The sequence below is a fragment of the Collimonas sp. NPDC087041 genome, assembly GCF_044745265.1.
Lineage (GTDB): Bacteria > Pseudomonadota > Gammaproteobacteria > Burkholderiales > Burkholderiaceae_D > Collimonas.
On record NZ_JBIUZX010000013.1, the window covers coordinates 1 to 20,253 of the forward strand.

At 60.2% G+C, this 20,253-nt stretch carries 21 protein-coding genes; 11 read left to right on the forward strand and 10 right to left on the reverse strand.

Going from position 1 to position 20,253, the window contains the following annotated elements; all coding sequences use genetic code 11:
• Positions 1 to 220, forward strand: a 220-nt coding sequence (locus ACIPF8_RS20355) for a hypothetical protein (protein ID WP_400424542.1), incomplete at its 5' end; no start/stop codon positions are given.
• Positions 221 to 281: 61 nt separating this feature from the next.
• On the opposite strand, the gene ACIPF8_RS20360 is transcribed toward ACIPF8_RS20355, so the two are convergent.
• Complete coding sequence (locus ACIPF8_RS20360) at positions 282 to 725, reverse strand: DUF2069 domain-containing protein (RefSeq protein WP_400424545.1); 444 nt, start codon at positions 723 to 725, stop codon at positions 282 to 284.
• Positions 722 to 1,366 (reverse strand): NAD(P)H:quinone oxidoreductase, encoded by a 645-nt coding sequence (gene wrbA, locus ACIPF8_RS20365; protein ID WP_400424548.1) that lies wholly within the window; start codon positions 1,364 to 1,366, stop codon positions 722 to 724. Before wrbA ends, ACIPF8_RS20360 begins: the two co-directional genes overlap by 4 nt.
• 88 nt (positions 1,367 to 1,454) lie before the next feature.
• On the opposite strand from wrbA, the gene ACIPF8_RS20370 reads away from it, so the two are divergent.
• The gene (locus ACIPF8_RS20370) at positions 1,455 to 2,744 is read left to right on the forward strand and encodes a YihY family inner membrane protein (protein ID WP_400424551.1); all 1,290 of its coding nucleotides are present in this window, start codon (positions 1,455 to 1,457) and stop codon (positions 2,742 to 2,744) included.
• 3 nt (positions 2,745 to 2,747) lie between these two features.
• Here the strand turns inward: ACIPF8_RS20370 and ACIPF8_RS20375 are convergent, their stop codons facing one another.
• The 4 genes from ACIPF8_RS20375 to ACIPF8_RS20390 all read right to left on the reverse strand — a co-directional run bounded on the left by ACIPF8_RS20375 (position 2,748) and on the right by ACIPF8_RS20390 (position 5,662).
• Positions 2,748 to 2,945: a hypothetical protein gene (locus ACIPF8_RS20375; RefSeq protein WP_400424554.1), complete on the reverse strand. Its 198-nt coding sequence runs from the start codon at positions 2,943 to 2,945 to the stop codon at positions 2,748 to 2,750.
• Between the two features lie 137 nt (positions 2,946 to 3,082).
• Entirely contained in the window at positions 3,083 to 3,400 is a 318-nt protein-coding gene (locus ACIPF8_RS20380; protein ID WP_400424556.1) for an Mpo1-like protein, read from the reverse strand.
• A 41-nt stretch (positions 3,401 to 3,441) separates the two neighbouring features.
• Positions 3,442 to 4,329, reverse strand: a complete 888-nt coding sequence (locus ACIPF8_RS20385) for an alpha/beta fold hydrolase (RefSeq protein WP_400424559.1) — start codon at positions 4,327 to 4,329, stop codon at positions 3,442 to 3,444.
• A 1-nt stretch (position 4,330) separates the two neighbouring features.
• Positions 4,331 to 5,662, reverse strand: a complete 1,332-nt coding sequence (locus tag ACIPF8_RS20390; RefSeq protein ID WP_400424562.1) for an O-acetylhomoserine aminocarboxypropyltransferase — start codon at positions 5,660 to 5,662, stop codon at positions 4,331 to 4,333.
• A gap of 148 nt (positions 5,663 to 5,810) precedes the next feature.
• Here ACIPF8_RS20390 and ACIPF8_RS20395 point away from each other — a divergent pair, with 148 nt between their 5' ends.
• The 9 genes from ACIPF8_RS20395 to rmuC all read left to right on the forward strand — a co-directional run bounded on the left by ACIPF8_RS20395 (position 5,811) and on the right by rmuC (position 16,908).
• Positions 5,811 to 6,257, forward strand: coding sequence for a CBS domain-containing protein (locus tag ACIPF8_RS20395; protein ID WP_061532846.1), 447 nt, complete (start codon positions 5,811 to 5,813; stop codon positions 6,255 to 6,257).
• A 156-nt stretch (positions 6,258 to 6,413) separates the two neighbouring features.
• Positions 6,414 to 8,300 carry an MFS transporter gene (locus ACIPF8_RS20400; RefSeq protein WP_400424566.1) on the forward strand — a complete coding sequence of 629 codons (1,887 nt, stop codon included), beginning with the start codon at positions 6,414 to 6,416 and terminating at the stop codon, positions 8,298 to 8,300.
• Between the two features lie 40 nt (positions 8,301 to 8,340).
• Positions 8,341 to 9,411, forward strand: a complete 1,071-nt coding sequence (locus tag ACIPF8_RS20405) for a nucleoside hydrolase (protein WP_400424569.1) — start codon at positions 8,341 to 8,343, stop codon at positions 9,409 to 9,411.
• 190 nt (positions 9,412 to 9,601) lie between these two features.
• A complete protein-coding gene (gene aroC, locus ACIPF8_RS20410; protein WP_400424572.1) occupies positions 9,602 to 10,693 on the forward strand; it encodes a chorismate synthase in 1,092 nt (363 codons plus the stop codon).
• A 98-nt stretch (positions 10,694 to 10,791) separates the two neighbouring features.
• Complete coding sequence (locus ACIPF8_RS20415) at positions 10,792 to 11,553, forward strand: sulfite exporter TauE/SafE family protein (protein WP_400424575.1); 762 nt, start codon at positions 10,792 to 10,794, stop codon at positions 11,551 to 11,553.
• Between the two features lie 90 nt (positions 11,554 to 11,643).
• Positions 11,644 to 12,228 (forward strand): DUF4126 domain-containing protein, encoded by a 585-nt coding sequence (locus tag ACIPF8_RS20420; protein ID WP_400424578.1) that lies wholly within the window; start codon positions 11,644 to 11,646, stop codon positions 12,226 to 12,228.
• 134 nt (positions 12,229 to 12,362) lie between these two features.
• Complete coding sequence (locus ACIPF8_RS20425; protein ID WP_400424580.1) at positions 12,363 to 14,867, forward strand: ABC transporter permease; 2,505 nt, start codon at positions 12,363 to 12,365, stop codon at positions 14,865 to 14,867.
• 72 nt (positions 14,868 to 14,939) lie between these two features.
• On the forward strand, positions 14,940 to 15,386 hold the full coding sequence (locus tag ACIPF8_RS20430; protein WP_400424583.1) for a group II truncated hemoglobin: 447 nt from the start codon (positions 14,940 to 14,942) through the stop codon (positions 15,384 to 15,386).
• Positions 15,387 to 15,441: 55 nt separating this feature from the next.
• Complete coding sequence (rmuC, locus tag ACIPF8_RS20435) at positions 15,442 to 16,908, forward strand: DNA recombination protein RmuC (RefSeq protein WP_400424586.1); 1,467 nt, start codon at positions 15,442 to 15,444, stop codon at positions 16,906 to 16,908.
• Positions 16,909 to 16,947: 39 nt separating this feature from the next.
• Here the strand turns inward: rmuC and ACIPF8_RS20440 are convergent, their stop codons facing one another.
• The 4 genes from ACIPF8_RS20440 to ACIPF8_RS20455 form a co-directional block, all read right to left on the reverse strand.
• A complete protein-coding gene (locus ACIPF8_RS20440) occupies positions 16,948 to 17,331 on the reverse strand; it encodes a VOC family protein (RefSeq protein ID WP_400424589.1) in 384 nt (127 codons plus the stop codon).
• 67 nt (positions 17,332 to 17,398) lie between these two features.
• Positions 17,399 to 18,220 carry an ATP-binding cassette domain-containing protein gene (locus ACIPF8_RS20445; RefSeq protein WP_400424591.1) on the reverse strand — a complete coding sequence of 274 codons (822 nt, stop codon included), beginning with the start codon at positions 18,218 to 18,220 and terminating at the stop codon, positions 17,399 to 17,401.
• Positions 18,221 to 18,250: 30 nt separating this feature from the next.
• Entirely contained in the window at positions 18,251 to 19,360 is a 1,110-nt protein-coding gene (locus tag ACIPF8_RS20450) for a FecCD family ABC transporter permease (RefSeq protein ID WP_400424594.1), read from the reverse strand.
• 19 nt (positions 19,361 to 19,379) lie between these two features.
• Positions 19,380 to 20,249 carry a hemin ABC transporter substrate-binding protein gene (locus ACIPF8_RS20455; protein WP_400424923.1) on the reverse strand — a complete coding sequence of 290 codons (870 nt, stop codon included), beginning with the start codon at positions 20,247 to 20,249 and terminating at the stop codon, positions 19,380 to 19,382.
• Positions 20,250 to 20,253 lie beyond the last annotated feature (4 nt).

Consider the following 20,253-nt stretch of genomic DNA (forward strand, 5'->3'; position numbering starts at 1 on the left):
ACTCGCTGCGCTCAAACATGTGTCCCATAATTCCCGACTGTCGCGCGTCCCATTTGGCAACGTCAGCATGCGAAAAGTCAAAAGCAACGGCAACGACAAAAGCCAATTCAAAAGCGACGTCAAAACCAACAACAACAACATCAAAACCAACCCCGAGCAGTTAAATGGGGTCGGAGTTTTTTTCGCGGCCTTTTGCGAAAATTACTCTGACCCCATTTAACGGACCACGGAGTACGTGCCCCAAATGCGACGACACCATCAAACCAACCAACAGCTTTTAACTATTGCGACGCCTTCTTGATTACCTCTTGCGCAACTTCCTTGGCGGCTTTTTTGTAGGGGCGTAAATACAGGATGGTGCATAGAAAGAAGATGCAGCTGAGGGCGACTTCGATCCAGCCCAGGCGGGCGGACATGAGGTTGCTGTCGCTGGTGGCGCGGACGATGCCTTCGGCCAGGTAGAGCAGGATCAGCATCGAGGCCCATTGCATCGTGTAGACATCGCGCTTCATGACGCCGCGTAGCGGCAGTAGCAGCGGCAGGACTTTCAACACCATCCAGGAGCCGCCCGGGCGCAACGGCGCCAGCAGCAGTTCCCAGGCCACGCCCAGTGCAATCAGGGCCAGCAGGCTGCCGACCGCTCCGAAGTAGAAGAAGCGCGGCTGGCGGGCTGCGTGCGGCAGCGGGTGGGTCGGCGTGCTCGGTTTCAGTTTGGTGGTCATCATGCCCCCCGTTGGCCTGTGTTGAGCGGTGCATTCAATTTTAGTGCAGTTTCAGCCAGGCGGCGTCCCTGGGCAATGGCCAGGGTGCGGCTTTCAGCGGAAATCGGTTGGCTGCCGTTCATGCCCGACCAATGGCTGGCGCCATAGGGCGTGCCGCCACTGGAGGTGGTCATCAGTTCCGGCAGGGTGTAGGGTAAGCCCATCACCAGCATGCCATGGTGCAAGAGCGGCGTCATCATCGACATCAATGTCGATTCCTGGCCGCCGTGCAGGCTGCCGGTGGAGGTGAACACGCAGGCCGGCTTGCCGGCCAGGGTGCCCGCCAGCCAGTCGGTGCTGGTGCCATCCCAGAAATATTTCATGGCGGCAGCCATGTTGCCGAAGCGGGTCGGCGATCCCAGCGCCAGACCGGCGCATTGCACCAGGTCCGCCAGTTCGACATAGGGTGCGCCTTCCAGCGGGATGTCGGGTGCGCTGGCTTCGACCACGGTTGATACGGCCGGCACCGTGCGCAAGCGCGCTTCACAGCCCGCCACCGAGTCGATGCCCTGGCCGATCAGCTCGGCCAGCTTGCGGGTTGAGCCATGGCGCGAGTAGTACAAAACCAGAATCGGTGTATTAACGATAATGTTGGATGAGTTCATAGTTGGTATTATAGGGCGCTTTAGTGTCGGTCCATGAGGCAAAACGTGCGTTTACGCGACTGCGCCGACCGGCAAAATTAGGTAGAGCATGAAGTTGATAAAATTTTCCGGATTACGCGGCCTGTCCTGGTCGCAATTGCGCGATCTGTTTCGCTTTGCGGCGCGCCGCCTGGACGAGGAGCGCCTGCCGCAAGTGGCCGGCAGCCTGACCTTCACCACGATCCTGGCGCTGGTGCCGATGCTGACCATCGCGCTGGCGATTTTTACGGTCTTCCCTCTGTTCAGCACCTTCCGCGCTTCGCTGGAAGCGTATTTCGTACATAACCTGATGCCCAAGGGCGTAGCCGACACCATCCTGAATTACCTCAACCAGTTTGCGACCAAATCGGCGCGCTTGTCGGCGGTTGGCGGGGTGGCGCTGATCGTGACTTCGGTGCTGACCATGTCGACCGTTGATCACGTATTCAACCGCATCTGGCGCGTCAAGACCCAGCGCCCCTGGATCCAGCGGGTATTGGTGTACTGGGCAATCATCACGCTGGGGCCATTGCTGATCGGTATTTCGATCACGGTCACTTCTTCGCTGTCGGCTGCCGCCAACGGGCTGGTCGTCAGTTGGGTCGGCGCCTGGTTTTATACGCTGCTGTCGGTGTCGCTGACCACCGGCGCCTTTACGCTGCTGTACGTCGCCGTGCCGAATCAGCGAGTCAATTGGCGTGATGCCATCTGGGGCGGCTTGCTGGCCGGTATCGCGTTCGAGATCGCCAAGCGGGTCTTTGCCGCGTATATCATCAAGTTTCCGACCTACACCATGGTCTACGGTGCGCTGGCTGCGTTGCCGATTTTCCTGTTGTGGATCTACATGCTATGGATGATCACACTGTTCGGCGCGTTGCTGGTGGCTGCCTTGCCGGTGGTGAAGTACGAGCGCTGGTGGCATGTGCCGACGCCGGGCAGCGCGTTTGTCGATGCGATGGCGGTGTTGCGGGTGTTATATCAGGCAAGGAACGGAAGCGAATCGGCTGCGGTTGATGCGACACAGATCCGACAGGCGACCCGGCTTGGTTTCGATGAATCGGAGAGCCTGTTGCAGCAGATGCTGGAGGTCGGCTGGGTTGGCTGTGTACAGACCGAAATGCCGACGCGCAGCCAATGGGGGCGTAAAGTGCGGGTCAGCGTCGACGGCTGGATCCTGTTGGCAAATCCGGATGCATTGAAGTTGGCCGATATCTATCGTCTGTTCGTCTGCAATCTGGCGGCCGACAAGATGGCGGAAACGGAGTTGGCGCAACAGGTCGAAGTGGCAATCGAGCAGGGTCTGGAACAGACGCTGGCGTCGTATTTTACGCACGGCAGCAACTTGCCGGTTCGCCAGTGACGTTCACGACATGGGGACTTTGAGCAGCGCTCCGTACATGGAACGCAGGCTCCAGAAATAACTGATTTGCACTGTGCTGTTGTAGGTTGGCCGTGAGTAGTTCATCGCGAACACTGTCGGCGCCGACGGCGGCGTAGGCGGCTCTGCCAGCTGGTTTTGCTGTTCCACTCCCGGCGTAATGCCTGCTTTGGCTGTTTCCATGTAACTCCCCCTGTTCGCATATCAGGATTGGCCGTTCGAGATTCGGCCGATCGCTGAAGTGATGTCTAAATATAAAGATATCGCTATTTTACGGGACAAACGGTTCACATTGCTGCAAGTTATTAATACAAAGCCAATTAAAACGAAACCTGGCCGGTCAGCATTTGCCAATACATGACCCAGTCGCCGAGGAAGGAATAGAGCGGCTGCTTGAATGTGGCCGGGCGATTCTTTTCGAACACGAAATGGCCGATCCAGGCAAAACCGTAACCGCAAACCAGCGCCACCAGTAGCCAATACAGGGCGCCGGTCACTACCAGCGCAATCAGCGCCAGCAGCACCAGCGTCGAGCCGAAAAAATGCAACTGGCGACAGGTGCGATTGCTGTGCTGACTGAGATAGCTCGGGTAAAACTCGGCGAAGGTCTCGTATTTCTTTTCAAGCACGGTAGGCATGGCGTCTCCTGGTTGTTACTCGTTGGTGCTGTTCTTTAAGCTTAGTCTCCCACGGCCACAGGTGCAACCGATGGCGCCGATTGCAGTGCGCTGATCGCGGCGGCAGTGGCGAACTGGAACAATTGGTCGAGCACCGCATCCGGCTGTTCAGCCATCAACGCATGGCCGCTGGCGGCAATCTGCACCACCTTGGCTTGCTTGATGGCGGCGATCAGCCCGGCTGCCGCTTTGGCCGGCGTCATCACATCGCGCTGGCCGAGCAGGAACAGGGTCGGGCAAGTCACCGCGCGCGCTGCCTGCTCGCCATTGGCATAGGCGTTGCAGGCGGCAAAATCGGTATGGAACACGGTCGGCTTTTGTTCCGACTGGCGCGCGATGCGCTGCATCAGGCGTTGGCTGGCGCCTTGTACATAAAAGCCGGGGCCGGGCGCCGACGGTTTCGGCGATATGGTCGAATGCGACCAGATGTTGACCATGTCGATGGCGGTTTGCTGGTCATTATTGGCGGCATCCAGCAGCGCATCGGCGACTTTCATCGGGTAGGCGGTGCCGACCAGTGCAATGCCGGCGATGCGCGCCGCAGAGCCGCTGCGACCCGCGCTTTCCAAGGCGATCAGCGAACCCATGCTATGCCCGATCAGGATGGCAGTGCCAACGCCGGCGGCATCCAGCAATGCCGATAACCAGTCCGCCATGTCTTCAATCGACGCCAGCGCCGGTCCCTGGCTGCGCCCATGTCCCGGCAGGTCGACTGCCAGCACGCCGAAGCCGTGGTGGGCGAAGTAGCGGGTCTGCAGGATCCAGACCGAGTGGTCGTTCTGGCCGCCGTGGAGGAACACCGCGGTCGGCAACGCCGGATTGAATGGTTTGCCGCCGGTATAGCAATAGGTGTCGTAATCGCCGCCGCGGAAATGTGTTTTCAATAGCATCTCATTTCTCCTTGCGGCCGGCGTGTTCAGTGCGCTGCGACATCTTCAAACCATACGACAGGTCTTCGATCAGATCGTCAACGTTTTCCAGTCCGATCGACAGGCGCAGTGTTCCTTCGCTGATGCCGGCGGCGGCCAATTGTTCGCTAGGAACCCGGAAATGGGTGGTCGAAGCCGGATGGATCACCAGCGATTTGGCATCGCCGACATTGGCCAGGTGGGAGAAAATCTTGAGCGATTCGACCATGCGTCGTCCGGCAGCGCGGTCGCCCTTCAGGTTGAATGAGAACACGGCGCCGCAGCCCTTGGGCAGTAGCGTTTTGCTCAGTGCGTAACCAGGGTGTGAAGGCAATTCAGGATAGGCGACCGATTCGACCGCCGCATGCGCCGCCAGGAATTCGACGACCTTGCGGGTGTTGGCGACATGCTTTTCCATACGTAACCCTAGCGTTTCAACGCCTTGCAGGATCGCGAATGCATTGTGCGGGCTCATCACTGCACCGAAGTCACGCAATCCTTCGCGCCGCGCGCGCAGGGAAAACGGCGCAACGGTCGATTCTTCCGAAAACACCATGCCATGGAAACCTTCATACGGCTCGCACAGTTCGGCGAAGCGGCCGCTCTTGTCGTAGGCCTGCTGCCAATCGAAAGTGCCGCCGTCCACCAGCAGTCCGCCGACCGCTGTGCCGTGTCCGCACAGGAACTTGGTGGCGGAGTGGAATACCAGATCGGCGCCGTGATCGAACGGGCGCAGCAGATAAGGCGTGGTAAACGTCGAATCCACCATCAACGGCAGATAGTGTTCATGCGCCAATGCCGCGATACGCGGAATATCCAGCACGTCCAGTCCCGGATTGCCGAGCGTTTCGCCGAACAGTACCTTGGTATTCGGCCGGATCGCGGCGCGCCAGGCATCCAGGTCGCTCGGATCGACGAAGGTGGTTTCGATGCCGAAGCGTTTCAAGGTGTAGGAGAGCAGGTTGTGCGAACCGCCATACAGTGCGCGCGAGGCCACGATATGCGAACCGGCGCCGGCGATGGTGGCTAGTCCAAGATGCATGGCAGCTTGTCCGCTGGCGACCGCGATCCCGGCAACGCCGCCTTCCAGTGCCGCGATGCGTTCTTCCAGCACCGCGTTGGTCGGATTGGAAATGCGTGAATAGACATGGCCGGCGCGTTCCATATTGAATAGCGACGCGGCGTGGTCGGAATCCTTGAATACAAACGCCGAAGTCAGGTAAATCGGCGTGGCGCGCGCGCCGGTGGCCGGATCTGGGGCGCTGCCGGCATGTAGCGACAGGGTGTCGAAGCCGGGGTAGTGAGGGCTGCTCATGGCGCTTGGGTCTCCATCAATTTTTATAAAATATGAGAAATCACTCTAGTGATGCTGCGCTGCGCGGTAGATTTTTGGTCTCGCTTAGGCTACATTCCAGTACATAAGCATAACCCAAGCATAACCCAAGCAAAGGCAGGATGACCCCATGAAAGTTTCCGAAATCCTCAAAGTCAAAGGCAATATCCTTTACACGGTGACACCCGATACGCCGCTGATTGATGCCGTCAATACCATGGCGGAGAAAGATATCGGATCGCTGGTGGTGATGGAGTTCGGTTCGCTGGTGGGCATGCTGACTTTCCGCGAAGTGTTGGTGGCGATCCACCAGAATGGCGGTGCGGTCGGCAGCAATACCGTGCGCAAGCATATGGATGACAGCCCGATTACTGTTACCCCCGACACCGAGGTCAACGAAGTACGCCGCATCATGCTGGAACGCCACGCGCGTTATGTGCCGATCATGGATGCGCGCACGCTGCTCGGTGTGATGTCGTTTTATGACGTGGCAAAAGCCGTGCTGGATGCGCAGGGCTTTGAGAACAAGATGCTGAAAGCCTATATTCGCGACTGGCCGTCGACCACCGAAGAATAGGATTTGTCTGAAGTCTGGGGAAACCGTTTGTGGCAGGATGATGCCGCAAACGGTTTTTTTGTGTAAGCTGCACAAAAATAAAATATCAAAAAAGAAATTTATTCGTCGCCGCCAATTATTGCCGGAGCGCGCAATCCTTTCCCATTTGTCTAATCCATGTCCAAATCCAGTCAATTTTCCCTACTCCGACAGCGACGCTTCGCACCATTCTTCTGGACCCAGTTTTTCGGTGCATTCAACGACAACGTATTCAAGACCGCGCTGTTGACGATCCTGACCTACGAAGCGCTGAGCTGGACCAGCATGGACGTCAACCTGCTGAACAACCTGATTCCAGGTTTGTTCATCCTGCCGTTCGTTGTGTTGTCGGCGACTGCCGGCCAACTGGCCGACAAGTTCGAGAAATCGCGCCTGACACGTTACGTCAAGGTGCTGGAAATCGTCATCATGTCGATTGCCGCCGTCGGCTGGATGACGCATTCCTTGTGGCTGCTGATTCTGGCGATTGTCGGCATGGGCGTGCATTCGACCATTTTCGGACCGGTCAAATATGCGTATCTGCCGCAGCAACTGCGCCAGGATGAACTGGTCGGCGGCAACGGCATTATCGAAATGGGAACCTTCGTCGGCATCCTGCTGGGCGAAGTGCTGGGCGCGGTGCTGGTGGTCCACAAGCCGTGGGGCATTGAGCTGGTGGCCGGTGGCACGGTGGCGATTGCGATTGTCGGCTGGCTGTTCAGCCGCCGCATTCCGCTGACGCCGGCGGCGGAGCCGGCACTGAAGGTCAATTGGAATCCGATTACCGAAACCGTGCGCAATCTTGGTTTCTCGCGCAAGAACCGTCCGGTGTTCCTGGCAATGCTGGCCAACTCCTGGTTCTGGTTCTACGGCGCCATCGTGCTGGCGCAGTTCCCGTTGTACGCCAAGAATTATCTGCATGGCGACCATAGCGTATTCGTGCTGCTGCTGACGGTGTTTTCACTCGGCGTCGGCGCCGGTTCGCTGTTGTGCGAGCGCTTGTCCGGCCATAAAGTGGAAATCGGCCTGGTGCCGTTCGGTGCGATCGGCTTGTCGGTATTCGGCCTGGATCTGTTCCTGGCCAGCATCAGTTACACCAATACCGTAGTAGTCGACATGGGCGGTTTTGTACAGCAGCACGGCAGCTGGCGCATCCTCTTCGATTGCGTGATGATCGGCCTGTTCGGCGGCTTGTACATCGTGCCGCTGTTCGCCGTGATCCAGACCCGTTGCGACCGCCGGCATCTGTCGCGCACGATCGCCGGCATGAATATCATGAATGCCTTGTTCATGGTGGTGGCGGCCTTGGTGGCGATGGTGCTGCTGCAATCCGGCTTTACGATTCCGCAGATTTTCCTGATTACCGCAATTCTTAACGCGATTGTCGCGATCTACATTTTCACGGTGGTGCCGGAATACCTGGTGCGTTTCATTGCCTGGATCTTGATCCAAACCATCCATCGGGTGAAGACCATCAACCGCGATCTGATTCCCGCCGAAGGCGCTGCGGTGCTGGTTTGTAACCATGTCAGCTATGTCGATGCCATCGTCATCATGGCGGCCAGCCCGCGTCCGATCCGTTTTGTGATGGATCATCGCATCTTCAAGATTCCGGTATTGGCCTGGGTCTTCAAGACCGCCAAGGCAATCCCGATTGCGCCGGCCAAGGAAAATCCGGAATTGATGGAGCACGCTTTCGACCAGATCGCAGCAGCGTTGGCGGATGGCGACCTGGTCTGCATCTTCCCGGAAGGCAAGCTGACCAGCACCGGCGAAATGAATGAATTCCGCGGTGGCATCAAGAAGATCGTCGACCGCACTCCGGTGCCGGTCATTCCGATGGCGCTGAGCGGCCTGTGGGGCAGCATGTGGACCCGCAGCGCCGGCAATCCTTTCCATCGTTCGTTCAAGCGCGGCCCGTTGTCGGCGCTGCAACTGGCGGTGGGCGAGCCGGTGGCGCCGGCACAAGCTACGCCTGAGTATTTGCAGCAGCAAGTGCAGGCCTTGCGCGGCGCTTGGCAGTAAACTGTCGTTTTTTCCAAAACACATTGCGAAAGAATCGACGATGAAGAACAAGACTACGGAGGACGCCGTTATGGCCCGGCGCAATTTTCTTACCCAGGGCGGCAAGCTGCTTGGCGGCAGCCTGCTGTTGAGCGCGATGCCGATGGGTTCGGCACTGGCGACAGACGCTGTGCCACTGCCGCTGATCATCGATACCGATCCTGGCGCCGACGATGTGATCGCCTTGCTGCTGGCCTTGTCGGCGCGCGATCAGCTCGATGTGCGGGCGCTGACCACGGTGGCAGGCAATGTCCAGTTGAGTTACACCTCGCGCAATGCGCGCATGGTGCGCGAGTGGGCCAATCGGCCTGATGTGCCGGTCTATGCCGGCAGCGCGCGGCCGATGTTGCGCACGCCGATCTATGCGGCCGAAGTGCATGGCGCCGAAGGCGTGACCGGCGTCAAGGTGTTCGAACCGAAGCAGCCGCTGGCCGAGGGCAATGCGGTGCAATACCTGATCGATACCTTGGCAAGCGCCAAGCCGAAAAGCACGACGATCGTGACGCTGGGCCCGCAAACCAACCTGGCCTTGGCGCTGATCCAGAATCCGCAAATCGGCCAGGGCATCCGTGAAGTGGTCATGATGGGCGGCGCCCATTTCAATGGCGGCAATATCACGCCGGTGGCGGAATTCAACGTGTTCGCTGATCCGCATGCCAGCGATGTCGTGTTCAAGAGCGGCTTGCCGATCACGGTGATTCCGCTCGACGTCACCCACAAGATGCTGACCAGTCCCGAGCGCATCGCGCGCCTGCGCAATATCGGCAACCAGGCCGGCAAGATCGCCGCCGACATCCTCGACGCCTACGTTGAGCACGATATCAAGCAATACGGCCTGCCGGGCGGCCCGGTGCACGATGCGACCACCATCGGCTATCTGTTGCGGCCGGAGATGTTCAAGGGACGCATGGTCAATGTCGAGGTCGATACGCGCGAAGGGCCGACCTTCGGCCAGACGGTTGTCGACTACTACCACGTCACCAAGCGCCCGGCCAACGCGCGCTGGATCACCGAAGGGGATGCGCAGGGTTTTTTCGATTTGCTCACCACTCGGCTGGCCCGCTTGTCTTGAGGGCGGTCCGGCAACATCGATCACCGCGCCAATGCCGGAGTGCAGATAGGCATGGTTGCAGATGAGAATGGGTTCGCCATGGTTGAACGGCATGATAGATGTCTGAAAGACAATAATTTTGCCGTCCAGGTAGCCCCATGGGGGCCGCACTGGTAAAATCGGGTTTTTCAGCCCTTTTATCTGGATCATCATGCCCGGCAATACCTTCGGCAGTCTGTTTAGCGTCACCAATTTCGGCGAATCCCACGGCCCGGCCATCGGCTGCGTGATCGATGGTTGTCCGCCGGGGATGGAATTGTCGGAAGCCGATATCCAGCCTGACCTGGATCGCCGCAAGCCCGGCACTTCGCGCCATGTGACCCAGCGCCAGGAGCCGGACACCGTCGAAATCCTGTCCGGCGTCTACGAAGGCAAGACCACTGGCACACCGATTGCGCTGCTGATCCGCAACCAGGACCAGCGCAGCAAGGACTACGGCAACATCATCGAGACTTTCCGTCCCGGGCATGCTGACTACACCTACTGGCAAAAATACGGCATCCGCGATCCACGCGGCGGCGGCCGTTCGTCGGCACGGCTGACGGCGCCGATTGTCGGCGCTGCGGCAATCGCAAAAAAATGGTTGCTGCAACAATACGGCACCACGTTCAAGGGCTGCATGAGCCAGCTGGGTGAACTGCCGATCACCTTTGAGTCCTGGGAGCATGTACCCAACAACCCGTTTTTTGCCGCCAATATCAGCCAGATCGCCGAACTTGAGGCGTATATGGATGCGTTGCGCAAGGATGGCGATTCCTGCGGCGCGCGCATCGATGTGGTGGCCTCCAATGTTCCGGTCGGTTTGGGCGAACCGCTGTACGACAAGCTCGATGCCGAGATCGGCTACGCGATGATGGGCATCAACGCCGTCAAGGGCGTGGAAATCGGCGCCGGCTTTGCCTCGGTGGCGCAAAAGGGGTCGCAGCATGGCGACGAAATTACCCGCCATGGTTTCCTGACCAACAACGCCGGCGGCATCCTGGGCGGCATTTCCAGCGGCCAGGACATCACTGTCTCGATCGCCATCAAGCCGACTTCCAGCATCCGCACGCCACGCCAGTCGATCGACAAGCAGGGCAATCCGGCCACCGTTGAAACCTTCGGCCGCCACGATCCTTGCGTCGGCATCCGCGCCACGCCGATTGCCGAAGCGATGCTGGCGCTGGTGCTGATGGACCATGCGTTGCGCAACCGCGCGCAATGCGGCGATGTCCGCGTCGCACAACTGGTCGACCCCAAGTAATTCCTCTGGCGCCGCCACTATCCAGCGGCGCCTGTCTTCATTCATCATCTCGTGCTTTTCCGCTCGCCGGAAAGGCCGTTGCCAACCACCGGATTCCCATGCTTGACGGACTATTGCTATTTTGCGGCAACCTGCTTCTAGGTGGCGTGCTGGGCGGTGTCGGCGGCTTGTTCGGCATTGGCGGCGGCCTGATCGCGATCCCGGTGCTGGGCCTGCTGTACGGCATGGACCAGCAACTGGCGCAAGGCACGGCGCTGGTCATGGTGGCGCCGAACGTGATGCTCGGTTTCTGGCGTTACCGCCAGCGCAACGGCCTGGAATTACGCTCTGCAGCGGTGCTGGGCGGTTCGGCCATACTGGTGACCTATGCCGCAGCCTGGTACGCGACCGTCATCAGTTCCGCCAGATTGCACGTCGCTTTCGCGGTTTTCATGGGAGTGTTGGGACTGTATCTGTTCTGGAACGCCGCCCGCAAGAAGCCGTTGCGGACCGGCCCACCCTTGCTGGGGCCCCGTTACCTGCCGGTGGTGGGCGTTATCGGCGGCGCCATTTCCGGCTTTTTCGGGGTCGGCGGCGGCGTGGTTGCGCCACCGGCACTGGTGGCTTTTTTCGGCATGACCCAGACTGCAGCCCAAGGCATGGCGCTGGCGCTGGTCTCGCCGGGAGCGGTGATTGCCCTCGGCACCTTCGCCTTTGCCGGCCATGTCGACTGGCATATCGGCATTCCGCTGGCCATCGGCGGCATCTTCAGCGTCTCCGCCGGTGTCGCGCTGGCGCATCACCTGCCTGAGCGCAAGTTGCGCCTGAGCTTCAGTACGGCATTGATTTTGCTGGCAGGATGGCTAATCTTGCGCGGCTGATGGTGGTTTACGTTACGCTAGTGCGAAGATTCAAATCGAGACCCAAATCAAGTCTCAACATCAGATCGAATCCGGAGAGAAGGGGACATCATGATTGATACACTTTCCAGTGCCGCCCTCGCAGGCGGTTTGTCCTGGGCCAGCGGCATTCGGCTGTATATGGCGCTCTTCATTGCCGGCTGGTTTGGCCGCGCCGGCTGGATCGATCTACCGCAGGCGCTGCAGATATTGGAGTCGCCATGGGTCATCGGCGTTACCGGATTGCTGACAGCCATCGAATTCCTGGTGGATAAGATTCCCGGCCTGGATTCGGTGTGGGACGCCATTCACACCTTCATCCGGATTCCGGCCGGCGCCATCCTGGCGGTAGCCGCGATGGGCCACATGGATCCAGCCTGGACCACGGTAGCAGCGCTGGTCGGCGGCACCTTTGCATTGGGCGCGCATGCCACCAAGGCCGGCAGCCGGGCCATGATCAACACCACGCCGGAGCCTCTGAGCAATTGGACCGCGTCGTTTTCCGAAGACGCCACGGTGCTGGGCGGTTTATGGGCGGCGTTTTTTCACCCCTGGTTATTGTTTGCATTCCTGATTCTATTTTTCCTGTTTGCGATCTGGCTGCTGCCCAAATTATGGCGCGGCATACGCTGGGTATTTCAACGATTGGCTACTTGATTCTAGATTCGGCAGTTGACCGCTTAGTTATGTTTGGCAGGCTTTATGCGTATTGAATTTCTTTTTTTTAATGATGCTCACCTATCGGGGGAAGAGCGCTACAGGTTCGCACCCGTTCAACTACCGAATCTAGAATGATTTTATTTCAATCCCTACGCATGACCCAGCGCGATTGGCGCGCCGGTGAACTACGATTCCTGTTGATTGCCTTGATTGTGGCCGTTGCCTCGTTGTCGGCAGTCGGCTTTTTTGTCGATCGCATGCGCGCCGGCATGACGCGCGATGCACACCAGTTGCTTGGCGGCGATCTGCTGATTTCGGCCGATCAGCGCATAACGCCAAGCTGGCGCGACGAAGCGGCACGCCGCCAGCTGACCTTGGCCGATACGGTCGTGTTTCCCAGCATGGCGATTGCCGGTGAAGGTGATGCCACCCGCTCGCAGCTCGCCTCCCTGAAAGCAGTCAGCACCGGTTATCCGTTGCGCGGCAATCTAGTCGTTTCCGACCGCGTGGGCGGCGCCGACGAGACTACCCACCAGATACCGGCGGCCGGCACGGTGTGGCTGGATTCCAATATGCTGATCGCGCTGAACCTGGCGGTCGGCGATCCGCTCAAGCTGGGTGATCGCACCTTCAAGATTGCCAAAGTGCTGGTGGTCGAACCGGACCGCGGCAGCGGCTTCATCAATTTCGCGCCGCGCGTGATGCTGTCGATGGCTGATCTGGCCTCCACCAATCTGATCCAGGACGGCTCGCGCGTGACTTACCGTTTGCTGTTGAGTGGCGCAGCGCGACAGATCCAGGACTTCCAGAAGTGGGTCGAAAGCGATATCAGTCGCGAGAACCTCAAAGGCGTGCGGATCGAGGGCCTGGAAAACGGCCGGCCCGAAATGCGCGCCACGCTGGATCGTGGCGAACAGTTCTTGTCGCTGGTCGGGTTGTTGTCGGCCTTGCTGGCGGCGGTAGCGGTGGCGATGGCGGCGCGCCGTTTCATGCTGCGCCATCTGGATGCTTGTGCAATGTTGCGCTGCCTGGGCCTGACCCAGGGCCAGGTGACGCAACTGTATCTGCTGGAATTCCTGCTGATCGGCATAGCCGGCAGCGTGATCGGTGTACTGCTGGGTTTCGGCGCGCATTTCATGCTACTTGAGTTGCTCGGCAAGTTTGTCTCCAGCGATCTGCCGCCGGCCAGTGTAATGCCGGCGCTGCAAGGTTTGATTACCGGCTTGCTGCTGTTGATTGGCTTTGCGCTGCCACCGATCCTGCAACTGCGCAATGTGCCGCATAACCGTGTGATCCGGCGCGAACAGGATGCGCCGCAGGCGATGGTGCTGGCCATCTATGCCCTCGGCACGCTGACATTTATCGGTTTGCTGTTGTGGCAGGCCGGCGACTTGAAACTGGGTTTGCTGACCGCGCTCGGCTTCCTTGGCGGCTTCGGTTTGTTTGCACTACTGGGCTGGCTGGCGCTGAAGGCCTCGCGTCATGTACGCGGCTTGTCGCGCAATCCGAGCTGGCGTTTCGCGCTGACCGCGCTGCAACGACGTCCGGTCGCCACCATCGTGCAGATCGTCGCCTTGTCGCTGGGTTTGATGGCCTTGCTGCTGCTGACGGTGATCCGCGGCGACCTGGTCGGCGCCTGGCGCCAGGCCACACCGGTTGATGCGCCGAACCGTTTTGTGATCAATATCCAGGAAGACCAGCGTGCCGAGATCACGCATCGCCTGCAGGCAATCGGCATCGCCCAACCGGAATTGTTTCCAATGATTCGCGGCCGCCTGACGCAAGTCAACGACAAGCCGATCACGGCCGATACCTATCCCGACGATCGCGCCAAGCGTCTGGTGGATCGCGAGTTCAACCTGTCCACCATGAATCAACTGCCGGAGCAGAACACACTCACCGCCGGTCATTGGTTTACCGATCAGCAACCGGCAGCTTCGGTCGAAGAAGGCCTGGCTAAAACCCTGAACCTGAAGATTGGTGATCGCCTGCAATTCGACATCGCCGGCCAACTGGTCAGCGTGCCGATCACCAGCCTGCGCAAGCTGGAATGGGGTTCGATGCGAGTCAATTTCTTTGTCATCCTCAATCCCAAGCTGATGGCCGATATGCCGCAGACCTGGATCACTGCTTTCAATTTGCCGGATGCGCATGTGAATTTCGCCAATCAGCTGACGCGCGATTTCCCCAACTTGACCGTGGTCGATATCGGCAGCGTCATCAAGCAGATCCAGGGCGTGATCGATCAGGTGGTGGCGGCGGTTGAATTCCTGTTCCTGTTCACTTTGGCGTCGGGCGCACTGGTGCTGTATGCGGCGCTGGTCGGCTCGCAGGACGAGCGGACCAGAGAAGCGGGCCTGCTGCGGGCACTGGGCGCAACGCGCAAACAGTTGTCGCAGTCGCAATGGATCGAATTTGCGCTGGTCGGCAGCCTGGCCGGTTTCCTGGCGGCGACCGGCGCGGCGGCAATCGGCTGGGCGCTGGCGCATTACGTGTTCAACTTCACCTGGACCTTCAGCCCGCTGGTTTGGCTGGCCGGCATGGCGATAGGCGCGGCCTGCACGTTTGCCGGCGGCTGGGTCGGATTGCGCAACGTATTGAACCAGCCGCCGCTGCAAACCCTGCGCGGAACCTGATTTCAGCCTGGTTAGGCCACCCGCAGGCGTCATTTCGGGGATAATGCTGGCTTACGCCTTCATTATTTCCCCATGACTACAGAACCAAGCATCTCCGCCGATACGGCCGAGCAATCAGAGAAACAACCGCAAGCCACCTTGTACGAGCTGATCGGTGGCGCCGACAAGCTGCGCGAACTGGTCGACCGCTTCTACGACCTGATGGACCTGGAGCCGCAGTTCGCCGTGATCCGCGCCTTGCATCCAACGACGCTGGAAGGCTCGCGCGACAAGTTCTACTGGTTTTTGACCGGCTGGAGCGGCGGCCCCGATTTGTACATAGAACGCTTCGGCCATCCGCGCCTGCGCGCGCGTCATCTGCCTTATGCGATCGCGACGCCGGAGCGTGACCAGTGGCTGCGCTGCATGGCAATGGCGATGCACGAAGTCGGCATGGAAGAATGGCTGCAGGAGCGCCTGCTGACTTCTTTCTTCCAGACTGCCGACTGGATGCGCAACAAGGCTGATGTTCAGCCGTGATGCTGCGTTACTTCGCAATTTTTAATTTCGCAATTTCAGTTTTACCAGGGAATACATGACCTCATCCGAATTGCTCATCCTGCTGGCAGTCGCCGCCGTCATCATCGCGCTGCAGATCATTGCCATTGTGCGTAGCGCCCGTGGCACGGATCCGGCGCAACAGTTGGCGCAATTGCAAAACGATTTGCAACGCCACCAACAGGATTTCGGTGACCGCCAGCAGCGCGAACTGCGTAGCGAAGTGCAGACCAGCGCTCAGGGCATGCGGCAGGAACTGGGCAGCAGTTTCGGCCAGCTACAGCAAACGCTGGCGGCGCAAATGACCAGCGTCGCGACCTTGCAGAACAATCAGATCGATACCTTCGCCCAGCAACTGGTCAAGCTCAACGAAACCAACGCCCAGCAACTCGACAGCATGCGGCTCGCGATGAACCAGCAGGCGCAAACCAACCGCGAAGAACAGGCGCAGTCGTTGAAGCGTTTTGGCGACACCCTGAACCAGACGCTGGCGGCGCTGACTGAATCGAATGCGCAGCGCATGGCAGAAGTGCGCGCTACCCTCGAAGCCAAGATCAAAGACCTGCAAAACGACAACGGCCTGCGCCTGGAAGAGATGCGCAAGACCGTTGATGAAAAATTGCACGCGACGCTGGAACAGCGTCTGGGCGAGTCGTTCAAGATCGTTTCCGACCGCCTGGAAAAAGTACATCAGGGGCTGGGTGAGATGCAGCAACTGGCAATCGGCGTCGGCGATCTCAAACGCGTGCTGACCAACGTCAAGACGCGCGGGACCTGGGGTGAAGTGCAGCTGGAAATGCTGCTGGAGCAGGTGCTGACGCCGGAGCAATACGCCAAGAACGTGGAGACTGTTCCGGGCAGCGGCGAGCGGGTTGAGTTTGCCATCAAGCTGCCGGGCAACGACGATGGCGGCACCCCGGTATGGATGCCGATCGATGCCAAATTCCCGAAAGAGCAATACGAACGGTTGGCGGAAGCGGCCGATCGGGCCGATGTGGAAGGCGTTGCACAAGCTTCCAAGGAATTGGAGCGTGCGGTCCGTGGCGAAGCCAAGACCATCGCCGAAAAATACCTGTCGCCGCCGCTGACCACCGATTTCGCGATCCTGTTCCTGCCGACCGAGGGCTTGTATGCCGAAGTCATGCGTCGTCCGGGTCTGGCCGACGAACTGCAGCGCGTGCACCGGATCAGCATTGCCGGGCCGTCGACTTTATCGGCGCTGCTGAACAGCCTGCAGATGGGATTCCGCACGCTCGCGCTGGAGAAGCGTTCATCGGAAGTTTGGCAGGTGCTAGGCGCCGTCAAGACCGAATTCGGCAAGTTCGGCGATGTGCTGGCCGCCACCAAGTTGACGCTGGAACGCGCCGCCAAGAATATCGACCAGGCCGAGGTGCGCAGTCGCCAGATGGCGCGCAAACTGAAATCGGTAGAAGCGTTGCCGAGCGAGGCGGCTCAGCGCTTGCTGGGCAAGGAGCCTGATTTGTTGTCCGACGAAGAGGGCTGAAGCGGCATTTCATCTTCAGTCCCATCACCGCGCAGCCAGCTACGGCTGTTGCGGTTGTTCAGCGATGTGCCACAACACCCCCGCCGGATCGTGCAGAAAAGCGACGCGCATGCCCCACGGCTGCATCTTCGGTGCGGCTGGCGTCGGTATGTCGTGCTTCTCCGGCAGTCCCAGCGCCATCATGCGTTGCCACCATCCATCCAGGTCGCTGACTACTATCTGCATCATGCAATTATTCGCCCAGCCGGCATCGTAATAATTCTGCAATAGAAAACTGTGCGGTCCGTTCTCCAGCACAGCGACATCCGGGCCGTCGTACGTCACGGTAAAACCGAGGTCGAGGTAGAAGCGTTTGCTGGCGGCGAAATCGCGGGCTGGAATGAAAGGCCGCAAGGCAACGAATGGCGTGGATGGATCGGGCATGCGGTTGTTCCTTGACTGATTGTTCTGTGCGTTGGCATTGCTTGGAATGGCAATGTACAACGCGTCGTCAAGCCATGCAAGGCATCGCAAATGGCGGCTTGCCAATTTGCCGGATTATTTCGACATCAATACCGAGGCAAGCCTTGACGATATGCGGCGTCATGGTCAGTGCCGGCGTGTCCTGCACCAGCAGCGTACCGTCGGCAAGCCATGCCAACTGGTCGGCGTAGCGCGCGGCCAGGTTGGGGTCGTGCATGATCGCCAGCACGCCGATATTCCACTCCTTTGCCAACTGCCGCAAGGTGCCTAGCAGATGATGCTGATGCGCCAGGTCCAACGCGGCGGTCGGTTCATCCAGCAGCAGGTAGCGCGGTGTCGGCTGTGCTCCGCTGTCGACGTCTTGCGGCCGCAACTGCGCCAGCACACGGGCGAACTGCACGCGCGCCAATTCGCCGCCGGAGAGAGTGGTGACGTCGCGCTCTGCAAGTGACGCCGCGCCGGCCAGGGCCAGCGCTTCCATGGCGATCAGCCGGTCGTTCATGCTGTTGCCGCCGCCATGCGGATAGCGCCCCAGCAAGGCGATTTCCATCGCCGTGAAAGGAAACGAAAACTGCACGCTTTGCGGCAGCACCGCGCGGATCTGCGCCAGCTCCTGGGGAGAGAGTTGATCGAGCGCGCACTGATTGATCGATATCTGTCCGCTGAGGCGGGCGTCGCTGCCTTGCAGCTTGCCGTGAAATTCGCCCGACATGGCTTTCAGCAGGCTGCTCTTGCCGGCGCCGTTGCGGCCTAGCAAAGCCACGATCTGGCCGGGTTGGATGCACAGGTTCAGATTGCGCAGGATGGTTTTGTGGCCGCGCTGTAGAGAAAGATCGGTGGCAGCTAGCATGATGGTTTTCCGTTTGGTTTCAAGGTGGCGCTACAAGCCAAGCTGAGCACGGCGGCGCCACAGCAGCACAATGAAGAAGGGGCCGCCCAGTAGCGCTGTCAGGATGCCAAGGGGCAGTTCCGCTGGCGCCACCATGGTGCGTGCCGCCAGATCGGCCAGCAGGGTCAACAGCGCGCCGAACAGCATGGCGCCTGGCAGTACCACGCGCTGGTCGGGGCCGCAGGCAAGGCGGATGCAGTGCGGCGCAACCAGGCCGATGAAACCGATGGTGCCGGTGCATGCCACCAAGCCACCGACGCATAGCGAACTGACGATCAGCACTTGGCGTTTGATGCGTTGTACCGGCACACCCAAATGCTGGGCTTCCGCTTCGCCTAATAGCATCGCGTTCAGGGCAGCCGAATGGCGCGCCATGGCAGCCACGCACAGCAGCACCACAGGCGCCGCCACCGCCAGCAGCGACCAGTGCGCGCTGGCCAGGCTACCGAGATTCCAGAAGGTCAGGGTGCGCAGCTGGGCGTCGCCGGCGATAAAGCTGAGCACGCCGATGCCAGCCATCGAGATGGCATTGAAGGCGATCCCTGCCAGCAGCAGGATAGGCAGCGCCAGGCGGCCCTTGGCGGCGCCGATCCGGTACACCAGCAGCGCCACTGCCAAGGCGCCGGCAAACGCCGCCAGCATCGGCGCATAGATGCCGACCACGCTTAACGCCGTCGGCCACAGCACACCACCGAGTACGATGGTGGTGGCGGCGCCGAGGGCTGCACCGCTGGAGACGCCGATCAGGCCCGGGTCGGCCAAGGGATTGCGAAACAAGGCTTGTAGCGCGCTGCCGGCGGCGCCGAAGCCACAACCGACCAGCACCGCCAGCAGCACCCGCGGCATGCGGATGTCGAGCAGCACCGCGCGCGCCTGCGCGTCCGCGGCCGAGAGTTCGGCGCCGGACCACAACAAGCGCGGTACCTGCCACGGATCGATGCGATAAGCGCCCAGGCCTGCGCACAAGGCCATGACCACTAGCAGCAACAGTGCCAGTACAAGCAGCACCATGCGCTGGCGTGAATGGCGCGCGATTGTCAGCGGAGAAATGGCAACCGTTGGCGTCGGCGCTTGCACGGCAGCAGAGTAAGAAGACGACATGAGAAATCAGGCAATCAGTTCAGGCAATCAGTTGAGCGGAAAGGCGACGCAAGGCCGTCGGCAGCCGTGGACCGAAGCCAAGCAGAAGCAATGCGTCCATATCGGCGATCACGCGCTGGTTGCGGGCCGCCGGCGTCAGGGCCAGGCCGGGCATTTTCAGCAATTGTGCAAGGCCGCCCATGGCGGCCAGGCCTTCGCTGGTGGTCATCAGGACATCGGGTGCAGCGGCGATGGCGCTTTCCGCGGTCAGCGGCTTGTAGCCTTTGAAGCCATCCTTGCCGCCGAGGGCGTTGACCGCGCCGGCATAGCGGATCATGGCGTCGGCAGCGGTGTCGCGTCCGGCCACCATGGCCTGGGTGCCGCTATTGCTGAGGATGAACAGCACTCGCAGCGGCGGCTTGCTCGGCTGCTGCTGGCGCTGCGCCTGAATCGCCGCCGTGGCTGCCTGCCAGTCGCTATCGAAGCTTTGCAACAGGCTGGCGCCACGTGCCGTCAGACCCAGCGCCTTGGCGCTACCGCTGATCTTGTCACGCACCGATTGCACATCATGCTGTTCGGACAAGGTGATGACGCGCACGCCGGCAGCAGCGATCTGCTGGATTGCAGTCGGCGGACCGGCTTCGGCCGAAGCCAGCAGCAGGTCGGGGCGCAAAGACAGCACGCCCTCCGCCGACAGTGCGCGCTGGTAGCCCATCTTGGGCAGCGCCAGCGCGGCAGCAGGATAGGTGCTGGTGGTGTCGCTGCCGATCAGCATGGCGCCGGCGTCCAGCGCATATACCACTTCAGTGATGGCGCCGCCGGCCACTGCTACCCGCAACGGCTTGGCGTTGGCAGCGCCAGCCGGCAGCATCGTCAGAAGCATGCCGGCAGCAGCCGTTCCCAGCAGCATGCGG

What these genes read in the sequence shown, in the direction of transcription:
- ACIPF8_RS20395 (WP_061532846.1), top strand. Translation starts at nt 5,811, where the DNA reads ATGAAAGTTTCCGAAATCCTCAAAGTCAAAGGCAATATCCTTTACACG.
- ACIPF8_RS20415 (WP_400424575.1), top strand. Translation starts at nt 10,792, where the DNA reads ATGCTTGACGGACTATTGCTATTTTGCGGCAACCTGCTTCTAGGTGGC.
- ACIPF8_RS20455 (WP_400424923.1), bottom strand. Translation starts at nt 20,249, where the DNA reads ATGCTGCTGGGAACGGCTGCTGCCGGCATGCTTCTGACGATGCTGCCG.
- ACIPF8_RS20390 (WP_400424562.1), bottom strand. Translation starts at nt 5,662, where the DNA reads ATGAGCAGCCCTCACTACCCCGGCTTCGACACCCTGTCGCTACATGCC.
- ACIPF8_RS20420 (WP_400424578.1), top strand. Translation starts at nt 11,644, where the DNA reads ATGATTGATACACTTTCCAGTGCCGCCCTCGCAGGCGGTTTGTCCTGG.
- ACIPF8_RS20360 (WP_400424545.1), bottom strand. Translation starts at nt 725, where the DNA reads ATGATGACCACCAAACTGAAACCGAGCACGCCGACCCACCCGCTGCCG.
- ACIPF8_RS20450 (WP_400424594.1), bottom strand. Translation starts at nt 19,360, where the DNA reads ATGTCGTCTTCTTACTCTGCTGCCGTGCAAGCGCCGACGCCAACGGTT.
- ACIPF8_RS20375 (WP_400424554.1), bottom strand. Translation starts at nt 2,945, where the DNA reads ATGGAAACAGCCAAAGCAGGCATTACGCCGGGAGTGGAACAGCAAAAC.
- rmuC (WP_400424586.1), top strand. Translation starts at nt 15,442, where the DNA reads ATGACCTCATCCGAATTGCTCATCCTGCTGGCAGTCGCCGCCGTCATC.
- aroC (WP_400424572.1), top strand. Translation starts at nt 9,602, where the DNA reads ATGCCCGGCAATACCTTCGGCAGTCTGTTTAGCGTCACCAATTTCGGC.
- ACIPF8_RS20440 (WP_400424589.1), bottom strand. Translation starts at nt 17,331, where the DNA reads ATGCCCGATCCATCCACGCCATTCGTTGCCTTGCGGCCTTTCATTCCA.
- ACIPF8_RS20405 (WP_400424569.1), top strand. Translation starts at nt 8,341, where the DNA reads ATGAAGAACAAGACTACGGAGGACGCCGTTATGGCCCGGCGCAATTTT.
- ACIPF8_RS20445 (WP_400424591.1), bottom strand. Translation starts at nt 18,220, where the DNA reads ATGCTAGCTGCCACCGATCTTTCTCTACAGCGCGGCCACAAAACCATC.
- ACIPF8_RS20400 (WP_400424566.1), top strand. Translation starts at nt 6,414, where the DNA reads ATGTCCAAATCCAGTCAATTTTCCCTACTCCGACAGCGACGCTTCGCA.
- ACIPF8_RS20380 (WP_400424556.1), bottom strand. Translation starts at nt 3,400, where the DNA reads ATGCCTACCGTGCTTGAAAAGAAATACGAGACCTTCGCCGAGTTTTAC.
- ACIPF8_RS20425 (WP_400424580.1), top strand. Translation starts at nt 12,363, where the DNA reads ATGATTTTATTTCAATCCCTACGCATGACCCAGCGCGATTGGCGCGCC.
- ACIPF8_RS20370 (WP_400424551.1), top strand. Translation starts at nt 1,455, where the DNA reads ATGAAGTTGATAAAATTTTCCGGATTACGCGGCCTGTCCTGGTCGCAA.
- wrbA (WP_400424548.1), bottom strand. Translation starts at nt 1,366, where the DNA reads ATGAACTCATCCAACATTATCGTTAATACACCGATTCTGGTTTTGTAC.
- ACIPF8_RS20430 (WP_400424583.1), top strand. Translation starts at nt 14,940, where the DNA reads ATGACTACAGAACCAAGCATCTCCGCCGATACGGCCGAGCAATCAGAG.
- ACIPF8_RS20385 (WP_400424559.1), bottom strand. Translation starts at nt 4,329, where the DNA reads ATGCTATTGAAAACACATTTCCGCGGCGGCGATTACGACACCTATTGC.